General features: G+C 74.3%; 9 protein-coding genes and 1 pseudogene. 5 read left to right on the top strand and 5 right to left on the bottom strand.

The window, feature by feature from the left end:
• Positions 1 to 88 (bottom strand): annotated as a pseudogene (locus ABZ484_RS37120) (GNAT family N-acetyltransferase); the annotation flags it as partial.
• A 108-nt stretch (positions 89 to 196) separates the two neighbouring features.
• Here ABZ484_RS37120 and ABZ484_RS37115 point away from each other — a divergent pair.
• The 5 genes from ABZ484_RS37115 to ABZ484_RS37095 all read left to right on the top strand — a co-directional run bounded on the left by ABZ484_RS37115 (position 197) and on the right by ABZ484_RS37095 (position 7,560).
• Entirely contained in the window at positions 197 to 490 is a 294-nt protein-coding gene (locus ABZ484_RS37115; RefSeq protein WP_306191564.1) for a DUF503 domain-containing protein, read from the top strand.
• A gap of 54 nt (positions 491 to 544) precedes the next feature.
• On the top strand, positions 545 to 1,006 hold the full coding sequence (rbfA, locus tag ABZ484_RS37110; RefSeq protein WP_358870364.1) for a 30S ribosome-binding factor RbfA: 462 nt from the start codon (positions 545 to 547) through the stop codon (positions 1,004 to 1,006).
• Positions 1,003 to 1,908, top strand: coding sequence for a tRNA pseudouridine(55) synthase TruB (truB, locus tag ABZ484_RS37105; protein WP_358870363.1), 906 nt, complete (start codon positions 1,003 to 1,005; stop codon positions 1,906 to 1,908). The genes rbfA and truB overlap by 4 nt, the downstream gene beginning before the upstream one ends.
• A gap of 279 nt (positions 1,909 to 2,187) precedes the next feature.
• Complete coding sequence (locus ABZ484_RS37100; RefSeq protein WP_358870362.1) at positions 2,188 to 6,441, top strand: trypsin-like peptidase domain-containing protein; 4,254 nt, start codon at positions 2,188 to 2,190, stop codon at positions 6,439 to 6,441.
• A 162-nt stretch (positions 6,442 to 6,603) separates the two neighbouring features.
• Positions 6,604 to 7,560, top strand: coding sequence for a bifunctional riboflavin kinase/FAD synthetase (locus ABZ484_RS37095; RefSeq protein ID WP_358870361.1), 957 nt, complete (start codon positions 6,604 to 6,606; stop codon positions 7,558 to 7,560).
• 100 nt (positions 7,561 to 7,660) lie between these two features.
• Here the strand turns inward: ABZ484_RS37095 and ABZ484_RS37090 are convergent, their stop codons facing one another.
• The 4 genes from ABZ484_RS37090 to ABZ484_RS37075 form a co-directional block, all read right to left on the bottom strand.
• A complete protein-coding gene (locus ABZ484_RS37090; RefSeq protein ID WP_358870360.1) occupies positions 7,661 to 8,719 on the bottom strand; it encodes an ABC transporter ATP-binding protein in 1,059 nt (352 codons plus the stop codon).
• Positions 8,716 to 9,732, bottom strand: a complete 1,017-nt coding sequence (locus ABZ484_RS37085) for an ABC transporter ATP-binding protein (protein WP_358870359.1) — start codon at positions 9,730 to 9,732, stop codon at positions 8,716 to 8,718. The genes ABZ484_RS37090 and ABZ484_RS37085 overlap by 4 nt, the downstream gene beginning before the upstream one ends.
• Positions 9,729 to 10,655: an ABC transporter permease gene (locus ABZ484_RS37080; RefSeq protein ID WP_358870358.1), complete on the bottom strand. Its 927-nt coding sequence runs from the start codon at positions 10,653 to 10,655 to the stop codon at positions 9,729 to 9,731. The genes ABZ484_RS37085 and ABZ484_RS37080 overlap by 4 nt, the downstream gene beginning before the upstream one ends.
• On the bottom strand, positions 10,652 to 11,707 hold a 1,056-nt coding region (locus ABZ484_RS37075), incomplete at its 5' end, for an ABC transporter permease (protein ID WP_358870357.1). The genes ABZ484_RS37080 and ABZ484_RS37075, both read right to left, overlap by 4 nt.

Raw genomic sequence — 11,707 nt, 5'->3', positions numbered from 1 at the left:
GCGCCGTCGACGGCAGGCCCAGGTCCGACGGCAGCAGGGAGCCCACCCAGCAGTCCCGCCGCACCCCCTTGTTGTTGATCGCCGAGCGAAACCCTGTCGAGCCACCGGCGGGTACGCGGTACCGTTTCTTGATGTCCCCGGCCGCACGGCTGAGGGGGCCATCGATCCCGTACCGGCGGGTGAACCGGTTACACACATGTACGTGGGGACTCTGTCCTTCGACCTGCTCCTCGGCGACGTCCACTCGCTGAAGGAGAAGCGTTCCGTCGTCCGCCCGATCGTCGCCGAGCTTCAGCGCAAGTACGCGGTGAGCGCGGCGGAGGTGGACCACATGGACCTCTACCGGCGAGCGATCATCGGTCTCGCCGCGGTCTCCGGCGACGCGGCGCACCTCACAGACGTACTCGACCGATGCGAACGGCTGGTCGCCGGCCGCCCCGAGGTGGAGCTGCTGTCCGTACGGCGGCGCTTCCACGGCGAAGACGACTGACGAACCGACGACCAGACCACAGCACCATGACAGGAAAGAACGGGAGACGGACCAGTGGCCGACAACGCGCGGGCGAAAAGGCTGGCGGACCTCATCCGAGAGGTGGTGGCCCAGAAGCTGCAGCGCGGGATCAAGGACCCGCGGCTCGGCTCGCACGTCACCATCACGGACACCCGGGTCACGGGTGACCTGCGGGAGGCGACCGTCTTCTACACGGTCTACGGCGACGACGAGGAGCGGAAGGCGGCCGCCGCCGGCCTGGAGAGCGCCAAGGGCATCCTGCGCTCCGAGGTCGGCCGCGCCGCCGGAGTGAAGTTCACCCCGACCCTCACCTTCGTCGCGGACGCCCTCCCGGACACCGCCCGGACCATCGAGGACCTCCTCGACAAGGCCCGGCAGTCCGACGCCAAGGTGCGCGAGGCGTCCGCGGGCGCCGCGTACGCCGGTGGAGCCGATCCGTACCGGAAGCCGGGCTCCGAGGACGACACCGACGAGACGGACGACACCACCGCATGACCAGCAAGCCCACCCCGCCCGACGGCCTTGTCATCGTCGACAAGCCGTCGGGCTTCACTTCGCACGACGTCGTCGCCAAGATGCGGGGGATCGCCAAGACCCGCCGCGTCGGCCACGCCGGCACGCTCGACCCGATGGCGACCGGCGTACTCGTCCTCGGACTGGAGAAGGCCACCAAGCTCCTCGGCCACCTCGCGCTGACCGAGAAGGAGTACCTCGGCACCGTCCGGCTCGGCCAGAACACGGTCACCGACGACGCCGAGGGGGAGATCACCTCCTCCACCGACGCCTCCAAGGTGACCCGGGAGGCCGTCGACACCGCCATCGCCAAGCTGACCGGCGACATCATGCAGGTGCCGTCCCGGGTCAGCGCCATCAAGATCAATGGCGTGCGGTCGTACAAGCGGGCCAGGGAGGGCGAGGAGTTCGACATCCCGGCCCGCCCGGTGACGGTCTCGTCGTTCACGGTGTACGACGTCCGGGACGCCGTGGCCGAGGACGGCACCCCCGTGCTCGACCTGGTCGTGTCGGTGGTCTGCTCCTCCGGCACGTACATCCGCGCCCTCGCCCGCGACCTGGGCGCCGACCTCGGTGTCGGCGGTCACCTCACCGCGCTGCGCCGCACCCGCGTCGGACCGTACAAGCTGGATTCCGCGAAGACGCTGGACCAGCTCCAGCAGGAGCTCGTCGTCATGCCGATCGCCGAGGCCGCCGCGGCCGCCTTCCCGCGCTGGGACGTCGACGCCCGGCGGGCCAAGCTCCTCACCAACGGCGTACGGCTGGAGATGCCCGAGGAGTACACGGGCGCCGGCGCCGTGGCCGTCTTCGGCCCCGAGGGCCGTTTCCTGGCGCTCGTGGAGGAGCACCGGGGCAAGGCCAAGAGCCTTGCCGTCTTCGGCTGACGCACCGAGTGGGTCTCTGCCCGTGGAGCGGCGGACACGGGGTGTTCCTAGCCGCCGCTCCACGGTCCCCCCTCGGTTCCCCCACCCCTAGGGTGTATCCAGCCGGCCTCGGCTATTCACCCGACCGTGCAGGCGCTCGGAGTGAACCGAGGGAGTGCGAGGGGGCGCGTTCGCGCCGCGATCTTTCCCGCTGATCATCCGGTGCCTACCGTCGAATGGGTGCCCACCGTCGAAGAGGAGGGCACGGCCGTACCACGGCACGGGCGGGGAGGTTGGACCATGGCGGCACGGACCCCCGGGAACGGCCCCGGCCGGCACACCGCGGTCCGCGCGGCGCGCGGTGGTCCGGAGCCGGCGGCCACGACCGGGCAGCGGGACGCCGCCGAGGCACGTGACCGCCTCCTGGACGCCTCCCTGGTCCGCGTGCACGATCTGGCCGGGCGGCCCAGGGGCACCGGCTTCGCGGCCGACCACCACGGCACCGTGATCACCAGCCATGAGGCCGTCGACGGACTCGCCCGCCTCGTGCTCCACGTCGCGGGGGACCGCGGCCGGTCCCACGTGGTGACCGCCGCCGACGTGACCCCGCTGCCCGAGCTGGACCTGGCGCTCGTCCGGACCGAAGGCCTCGGCCTGGAGCCGCTGCCCGTCACCGTGCGGGACGGCGTCGCAACCGGCACCTACGTCCGTATCGCGGCCGGCGGCTGGCGCGAGGCCCGGGTGCTGGGCACGGCCACCGTGACGTACACGGCCACGGACGGCTCCCATCTCCTGGACGGCGCACTGGACCTCGCGATCGGCACGGCGGGCCGGGACGCGCTCCGGCCGGGCGGCGGCGCGGCCGGGGGACCGGTGCTCGACCCGGCGACCGGCACCGTGATCGCCGTGCTCGGCACGGCATTGCGAAGCGGCCACCGCGACACCGGCTTCGCGGTGCCGCTGCGCCCACGAGCACTCGGCCCCGCCCCGACGGAGCCGGACGGCACCGCCGGGCATCCGCTCGCCGGCCTGCTCGCCCGCAACGCCGCCACGGTTCCCGCCTACGGCCCCGACCTCAACCTGGCGGGCGCACTCGAACTCACGGCGACCTCGGTGGCCCAGGACGGCCCCCAGGGAGCCCTCGCGCACCACGCTCCGTCTCCGGCCCCCTCCCGGAGCGACCCTCCGCGTCATCGGCTCACGTCCGCGTCCGGCCTCGCCGGGCCGGCGCCGAGCGGCCTGGCGGGCGGGGACCGGTCGGCTCCCGAGCCCGGCGCGGCTCGGCCGCGGGCGCCCCGCCGGGCCGCCGCCTCCCCGCGCCCCGGCGATGCCGTGCGGCCGGCCGGCTCGGCCGCGGACTCACGCCCCGCCCGGGCCACGGCTCCGGGCCTGGCCGCCTCCACCTCCACCTCGCTCTTCGGCGAATCGACGGCACCGGCACCGGTATCGGTAACGGCGCCGGCGCCGGCTCCCGTACGCCCACCGGGGCCCGGCGAGGGTGTGCCACCGGTCCCGCCGGCCTCATGGGTTCCGCCGGCCTCATGGATTCCGCCTGCCTCGTGGACCTCTCCGGCCTCATCGGCCTCCCCCGCTTCCACGCCGACCGGTCCTGCCGCACGGCCCGTCGAACGATCGGCCGTCGTCGACGAGTTGTGCGCGTTCGGCCAGAGCCCGGCGCTCGTGCTCGGACTCGTCGGCGCGCCCGGCAGCGGCCGTACGACCGAACTCGCGGCGCTCGCCGGGCGCAGGGCCCGTGGGGACGCGCCCGCACCCACGATCTGGCTGCGCGGGGCCGATCTGGACGGTGCCGACGTCTCGATCGCCGACGCGGCGCGCCGGGCGCTGGACCGCGCGGCCCGGATCGTCGCCGCGGCCCGGGCACCCCTGCCGACCCGGCTCACCGACCTCACCCCCGAGCGCGTCGCGCGTCTCGCCCGCGCTCACGGCCGGCCGCTGCTGCTCCTGCTCGACGGCCCCGAGGAGATGCCCTCGACCCTGGCCCACCGGCTCGCGGAGTGGACCGAGGGGACCGCGCGGTGGCTGCGCGGCACGGGGGCGCGGCTGGTGGTGGCGTCCCGCGAGGAGTACTGGGAGGGCGCGGGCGCGCACTTCCCACCGGACCTGCTCCACATCCCGTTCGCGCCCGGCACCTCCGGCGGCACCCGCGCCGCCGCTCCGGCCGGTCACGGCCCGTACGTCACCCCCGGCCTCCCGCCCTGCCTGCGCCTCGGCGACCTCACCTCCGAGGAGGCCCGCGAAGCCCGTGACCGGTACGGCGTCCCGGACGGGGTGCTCGTCGACGCCGACGCCCGCCACCCCCTCACCATCCGGCTCCTCGGGGAGGTACGCGCCGCCCTGCCCGGCTCCCCGGAGCACTCCCGGCTCGACCGCGCCGACGTCCTCGCGGCCCATCTGGACCTGATGTGCCTGCGCGTCGCCGTCCGCCTCGCCGCGCAGAACGGCCTGCGCGGCACCGCCGTACGGCGCCTCGCGGCCAAGGTCTCCGGCCAGGTGCACGAGGCCGCCCGCCGCAGCCTCGGGCCGGGCCGGGGCGAGGTGGACCGGGAGACCTTCGAGGCCGTGTTCCCGTGGGGTGCCGCGCCCGCCCACCTCGGCGGCGGCACCGGCTGGGCGTCCGCCGTCCTCACCGAGGGCCTCCTCGTCCCGGCCGGCGACGGCTACCGCTTCGCGCACGAGGAACTCGCCGACTGGATCCAGGGCGTCCACCTGGACCTGGACGAGGCCCTGCGGGTCCTGGTCCACCGGCGGCACATTCCCGGTGAGCCGCGTCATCCGCTGCCCGTCCCGCACCACCGCATCGGCCCCGTCGTCCAGGCCCTGCTCCTGCTGGCCCGCCAGCACGGCACACGCCGACTGGCGGTCCGGCTGGAGGAGCTGGTGTGCGCCCTGGACACCGACCCGCACTCCTGGTGGGCGTCCCGGCTGCTCGCCGGTGTGCTGCTGCGGGTGCCGGACGCGTCGCCGTACACCGGTGTGCTGCGGCAGCTGGCCGAGCGGATCGTGGTCCGCACACAGTGCGACCTGCCACTGCCGCGCGGCTTCGGCCCCGGCTTCTGGACCGCGCTGCACCTGCCGGACGCCGACCGCTGCGACCTGCTGCGGCGCCTTCTGCTCGCCGACGGCGCCCCACGGAACACAGGCGAACGGAACTCGGCCGAACGGAACCCGGCCGAGCGGAACCCGGCCCAACCGAACCCGGCCTCACGGAGCACCTCCGCATCGCATCAGGAGTCCCGCGAGCCCCACACGACGCAGCCCCACCGTCCCGACGCCGCGCCCGACCGCTATCTCGACGCCGTCGCGCGCCTCCTCGCCGCCGAACCCGCCGCCGTGCAACCGCATCTGACCCGCTGGTTCGACGACGAGCGGCCGCTGCCCGGCGCCCCGCACGCCACCGTGGCCACGGCCGCCCAGGCGCTGCTGTACGCGCACCGCGACCGGGCCCTGGACGACCTCACCGAGGTGCTGGCCGACCGCGCGCACCAGCGTGCCGAGGAACTGCTGGCCGTGTTCGCCGAGGAGGAGCCGGCCGCCCTGTGCCGGGCCGTCGACCGGTGGGCGCACGACGAGCGTCCCGACCGCAGGGCCGCGGCCGTCGCCCACGCACTGCGCACGGCCCCGCACGCGCGCACCGAGACCGACCGGGAACTGCTGCGCCGGGCCGCCCTGACCGTGCTCGCCCGTCCCGCCGACGCCGCCCTGCACGGCGCCGCGCTCGCCCTTCTCGTACGGGATCCGCACACCCGCGCCGGCCACCTGCCACAGGCACTGCGGCACTTCGCGGCCGGGGACCCGCACCTGCCGCCCGGCGCGCTCGCCCCCGCCCTGACCACGCACCCGGAGGCGGTCCTCGCCGCCTTCGGCGAGCGGCTGAGGCGCGGCGCCGACGGCGACGCCACCGAGGTGCTGGGCGCCCTCGCCGACGTTGCCACGCCCACGCTCGCCCGCCGCGTCGCCGCCCTCGTCCGCGACACGGTGGCGCGGCGGCCGGACATCGCGGGGCACGTGGCCGCCTACGTGGACCGGCGCCTGCGCCACGCACCGGCCGGACCAGCGGCCGGCGCGATCCTGTTCCCCCTGGTCACCGGCCTCCTGGAGGACGGTCCGGCGCGGCTGCGCGCGGCCCTGGGCGCCGTGCTGGCCGCCCCCGGCACCACCCCCCGTACGCTCGGGGCGGCCACCCTGGCCCCCGGAGCCCCGGCCGGCCGCGCGCCGCGCCGGGAACTCCTGGACTTCCTCCTGGCCCACGAGGACGACCCGGCCGTGCTCGACGCGGTGCTGCGCGCGGCGGCCCCCACCGCCGAGGAGGACCTCCGCGAGCTCGTCCACCGCGTCGGTCTGCTCCTGGTGCGCACGCCCGAGGGCGCGGCCGTGTTCGACCGCGCCCTCATGGAGCTGGGCCGGCGCCTGCCGGGCTTCGCCGTCCGGGTGGCCGGCTGGCTGACCGAGACCCCGCAGGACTGGGCGGCGGTGGTGGGCCCCAGTGCCCGCCGGACGCTCGAGAACCTGTCGGGCACGCCCGTCCCCGCCTGAGCCACGCGGCGCCCGGACGTGCGCCCCGTCACAGCCTCGATGCCGATGCCGATGCGGGCGCGGAACGTAGGGCATGGCACCCTTAGACCTGCGGACAACCGAAGCGGCAACGCAACAAGGCAACCGGAACAACGGACACGGGTTCGACGAGGAGCGGTCACAGTGCAGCGCTGGCGTGGCTTGGAGGACATCCCCCAGGACTGGGGGCGCAGCGTCGTCACCATCGGCTCCTACGACGGAGTCCACCGCGGCCACCAGCTCATCATCGAGCACGCCGTGAGCCGCGCCCGCGAGCTGGGTGTCCCCACCGTCGTCGTCACCTTCGACCCGCACCCCAGCGAGGTGGTGCGCCCCGGCAGCCACCCGCCCCTGCTCGCGCCGCACCACCGCCGTGCCGAGCTGATGGCGGAGCTGGGCGTGGACGCGGTGCTCGTGCTGCCCTTCACCACCGAGTTCTCGAAGCTGTCCCCGGCCGACTTCGTCGTCAAGGTGCTGGTCGACAGGCTGCACGCCAAGGCGGTCGTCGAGGGCCCGAACTTCCGCTTCGGCCACAAGGCGGCGGGGAACGTGGAGTTCCTCACCGAGCAGGGCAAGCTCTACGACTTCGAGGTGGAGGTCGTCGATCTCTACGTCACCGGTGAGGCGGGCGGCGGAGAGCCCTTCTCGTCGACCCTGACCCGCCGCCTGGTCGCCGAGGGAGAGGTCACGGGCGCCCGGGAGATCCTGGGCCGCCCGCACCGCGTGGAGGGCGTGGTCGTCCGCGGCGCCCAGCGGGGCCGCGAGCTGGGCTTCCCCACCGCCAACGTCGAGACGCTCCCGCACACCGCGATCCCTGCGGACGGCGTCTACGCCGGCTATCTGCACGCCCAGGGCGAGGCGATGCCGGCCGCCGTCTCCGTCGGCACGAACCCGCAGTTCGACGGCACCGAGCGCACCGTCGAGGCGTACGCCATCGACCGCGTCGGCCTCGACCTGTACGGCCTGCACGTCGCCGTCGACTTCCTCGCCTTCGTCCGAGGCCAGGCCAAGTTCGACTCACTCGACGCCCTGCTCGAGACGATGGCCGAGGACGTCAAGAAGTGCCGCGAGATCATCGCGGCGGACGAACAGCAGCCGTAGCCGGGCAGAGTCGCGGACGACCGTCGGCCGTGGACGAACACCAGCCGTAGCCGAACCGCAGCCGACGGGGGTGGGGGCCCGAGCGGGCCCCCACCCCCGTTCACTGCGATTCCGCGGCCGTACCGGCTCCCGCTTCCGTCCCGGCTCCCGCGCCCAGCTCTTCCCCTGCCCGGGCTCGGGCCCAGTGGCAGGCGACCTGGGTCTCGGCGGTCCCGGTCAGGACGGGCAGATCCCGGGTGCGGCACGCGTCGGCGACGCCCGCCCGGGCCGCCTCGCCGCCGGCCAGGATCTGGCAGCGCGCGTGGAAGCGGCAGCCGGAAGGGATGCGGGACGGGTCGGGCGGCTCGCCGGTGAGGACCACCGGAGCGCCCGGGGCCTCCGGCAGGACGGACAGCAGAGCCTGGGTGTACGGATGCCGGGGTGCCGTCAGCACCTGCTCGACCTCGCCCGTCTCCACGATCCGGCCCAGGTACATCACCGCCACCCGGTCCGCGATGTTCCACGCCAGACCCAGGTCGTGGGTCACCACCAGCGCCGACAGCCCGAGTTCGTCGCGCAGCCGCAGCAGCAGTGCCAGGATCTCGCCGCGTACCGAGGCGTCGAGTGAGGCCACCGGCTCGTCGGCGACGACGAGTTCGGGCTGGAGGACCAGCGCGCCCGCGATGACGACCCGCTGGCGCTGACCGCCGGACAACTCGTGCGGATAGCGCAGGAAGAAGCGCTCCGGCGGTCGCAGCCCCGCCCGGGACAGCGCCTCGGCGACCGCCGTCCGCTCGTCCCCGCCGTAGCCGTGGATGCGCAGCCCCTCGGCGACCGCGTCGTACACCGTGTGCCGTGGGTTGAGCGAGCCGCTCGGGTCCTGGAGGACCAGCTGGACCCGCTTGCGGTACGCCTTCAGCGCCCGCGAGGAGTAGTCCAGCGGCGCGCCGTCGAAGGTGACGCGTCCCGCCGTCGGCGGGACGAGCCCCAGCAGGGAGCGGGCCAGCGTCGTCTTGCCGCAGCCCGACTCGCCGACCAGCGCCACGATCTCACCGGGCCGGATGTCCAGGTCCACCCCGTCCACGGCCCGGGCCGGCGGCGCGCCGTTGCGACCGGGGAACGTGATACGCAGGCCCTCGACGCTCACCAGCGGTGGCGTGCCCGTCGTCGTGCCCGTCATGTGGTGCTGCTCCCCACTTCCTCGTCCTGTGCCGTCGCCGGGCTCTCGGCCGCGACGGTGCCGTCGCCGCCGACGTGCACGCACGCCGCCCGCCGGCCCGCTCCGGCCTCCCGCAGCACCTGGTCCTCGGTGGCGCAGATGTCCAGCGCGACCGGACAGCGCGGATGGAACGCGCAGCCCGCCGGCACCGCCGCCGGATCGGGCGGGTCACCGGGCAGACCGCGCGGCGCGAACCGCGACGCGGGGTCCCCGATCCTCGGGAACGCCTCCGACAGAGCCCTGCCGTAGGGGTGCCGGGCGCCGTCGTAGACCTGGCGGGCCGGGCCCTCCTCCACCACCCGGCCCGCGTACATCACCGCGAGCCGGTCGCAGGTGTCCGCCAGCACCGCGAGGTCGTGGCTGATCATGATCAGGCCCACGTCCTGCTCGCTCACCAGCTCCTCGATCAGCCGCAGGATCTGCGCCTGGATCATCACGTCCAGCGCGGTGGTCGGCTCGTCGGCGACGATCAGCCGCGGATCGCAGGCCAGCGCCATCGCGATCATCACCCGCTGCCGCTGCCCGCCGGACAGCTCGTGCGGATACGCGCTCGCCCGCGCCGCCGGCAGGCCCACCTGCTCCAGCAGCTCACCGGCCTTCTTCTTCGCACCCGCCGGGGTCGCCTTGCGGTGCAGCAGGATCGGCTCGGCGATCTGGTCGCCGACCCGGTGCACGGCGTTGAGGGAGTGCATCGCGCCCTGGAAGACGATCGACGCGCCCGCCCAGCGCACCGCACGGACCTGCCCCCACTTCATCGCGAGCACGTCCTCGCCGTCCAGCAGGATCTGCCCGCCGACCCGGGCCCCGGCCGGCAGCAGCCGCAGCAGCGCCAGCGCCAGCGTGGACTTGCCGCAGCCGGACTCGCCCGCGATGCCGAGCTTCTCACCCGCGGCGACGGTCAGGTCGACCCCGCGGACGGCGGCCGCACCGCCCGGGTAGGTGACTTCCAGGTTCCGCACGTCGAGCAGGCTCAACGGGACACCCCCAGCCTGGGGTTGAGAACGGACTCCACCGCACGCCCGCACAGCGTGAACGCCAGCGCCACGACGGCGATCGCGATGCCCGGCGGAACCAGGTACCACCAGTCGCCCGAGCTCACCGCCCCCGCCTCCCGCGCGTCCTGGAGCAGCCCGCCCCAGGACACGACCGTCGGATCCCCGAGCCCGAGGAAGGCCAGCGTCGCCTCGGCGAGGATCGCGGAGGAGATGATCAGTGTCGTCTGCGCCAGCACCAGCGGCATGACGTTGGGCAGCACATGGCGGGACATGATGTGCCAGTGCCCGCCGCCGAGCGCCTTCGCGCGCTCGATGTACGGCCGTGACTCCACCGCCAGCGTCTGCGCCCGCACCAGCCGGGCCGTCGTGGGCCAGGTGGTCACGCCGATCGCCAGGACGATCGTGCCGAGCGAACGGGACATCACGGTGGCCAGCGCGATGGCCAGCACCAGCGTCGGCATCACCAGGAACCAGTCCGTGACCCGCATCATCACCGTGGCGTACCAGCCGCGGAAGTGCCCGGAGGTGATCCCGATGACCGCCCCGATCGCCACCGACAGCACGGCCGCGAGCAGCCCCACCAGCAGCGACACCCGCGATCCCCAGATCACCAGGCCCAGCAGGTTCCGCCCGAACTGGTCGGTGCCCAGCGGGAAGTGCCCGCTCGGGCTCTCCAGCGGCCGCCCCGGAGCGTCCGTCACGCTCGCCACGTCCGAGCCGACGGTCAGCGGCGCGGTCAGCGCGACCAGCCCGAACAGCACCAGCGCGGCCAGCCCGAACACACCGGCGCGGTGCCGGCGGTACTCCTTCCAGAACCGCGCGGCGGAGGCCCGGCGCCGCCGCCAGGCGAGCGCGCGCGGGCCGAGTGCCGCGGGGGTCTTGGTGGTCTCGGCGGTCGTCATCGGCCCACCCTCGGATCGAGCAGCGGATACAGGAGGTCGGCGAGGGTGTTCATCAGGATCACCGCCGAGGCGAAGACGAAGAACAGTCCCTGCACCAGCGGCAGGTCGGGCACGCTGAGCGCCTGGTAGAACAGCCCGCCAAGACCCGGCCAGGAGAACACCGTCTCCACCAGGATGACACCCGCCACCGTCCGGCCGAGATTGACGAAGATCAGCGTCACGGTCGGCAGCAGAGCGTTCGGCACGGCGTGCCGGCGCCGCACCAGATCGTCCCTGAGCCCCTTCGCCCGCGCGGTCGTCAGATAGTCGCTGCCCATCTCGTCCAGCAGCGCCGACCGGGTGACCAGCAGCGTCTGCCCGTACTCCACCGCGACCAGCGTCACCACCGGCAGCACCAGATGGTGGACGACGTCGAACGCGTACGCGAAGCCCTCCTTGCCGCCCGACTCCATGCCCCCGGTCGGGAACAGGCCCGGGATCGGGCCCGCGCCGACCGACAGCACGATGATGAGCAGCAGTCCCAGCCAGAACGACGGGATGGAGTACAGCGTCAGCGCCAGCCCGGTGTTGAGGCGGTCGCCGAGACCGCCGTGCCGCCAGGCCGAGCGGGTGCCGAGGAAGATGCCGAGGGCGGTGTAGAGCAGGAAGGCCGTGCCGGTGAGCACCAAGGTGTTCGGCAGCGCCTCCGTGATCTTGTCGATGACGGGGACGTGGAACTGGTACGAGGTCCCCAGATCCCCGGTCAGCGCCTTGCCGCAGTACTCCGTGAACTGCTGCCACATGGGCAGGTCGAGACCGAACTCCCGCCGGTAGGCGGCGATCTGCTCGGCCGACACCGGACGGCCACCGGTCATGAACTTCACCGGATCGCCCGGGATCAGCCGGAAGAGGAAGAAACTGGTGACGAGCACGGCGAGCAGCGAGACGGCGGCACCGGCCAGCTTGCCCGCCACATACCGCAGATACGCGGTGGTGGTGCGCGCCCGGGGCGTGCGCCCGGCCCCCGGGCGCCCCGCCGTGGCCCCGGGCGCGGCGGGCCCGGGCGCGCCCCG

Origin of the sequence: Streptomyces sp. NPDC006393 (genome assembly GCF_040628575.1) — a bacterium.
GTDB lineage: Bacteria > Actinomycetota > Actinomycetes > Streptomycetales > Streptomycetaceae > Streptomyces.
Note: the sequence above shows the minus strand (reverse complement) of the source record. Positions and strands in the feature narration are given on the sequence as shown.

Excerpts from the sequence above, each read along its gene's own strand:
- ABZ484_RS37080 (WP_358870358.1), bottom strand. The coding sequence starts at position 10,655 with ATGACGACCGCCGAGACCACCAAGACCCCCGCGGCACTCGGCCCGCGC.
- ABZ484_RS37115 (WP_306191564.1), top strand. The coding sequence starts at position 197 with ATGTACGTGGGGACTCTGTCCTTCGACCTGCTCCTCGGCGACGTCCAC.
- ABZ484_RS37100 (WP_358870362.1), top strand. The coding sequence starts at position 2,188 with ATGGCGGCACGGACCCCCGGGAACGGCCCCGGCCGGCACACCGCGGTC.
- truB (WP_358870363.1), top strand. The coding sequence starts at position 1,003 with ATGACCAGCAAGCCCACCCCGCCCGACGGCCTTGTCATCGTCGACAAG.
- ABZ484_RS37090 (WP_358870360.1), bottom strand. The coding sequence starts at position 8,719 with ATGACGGGCACGACGACGGGCACGCCACCGCTGGTGAGCGTCGAGGGC.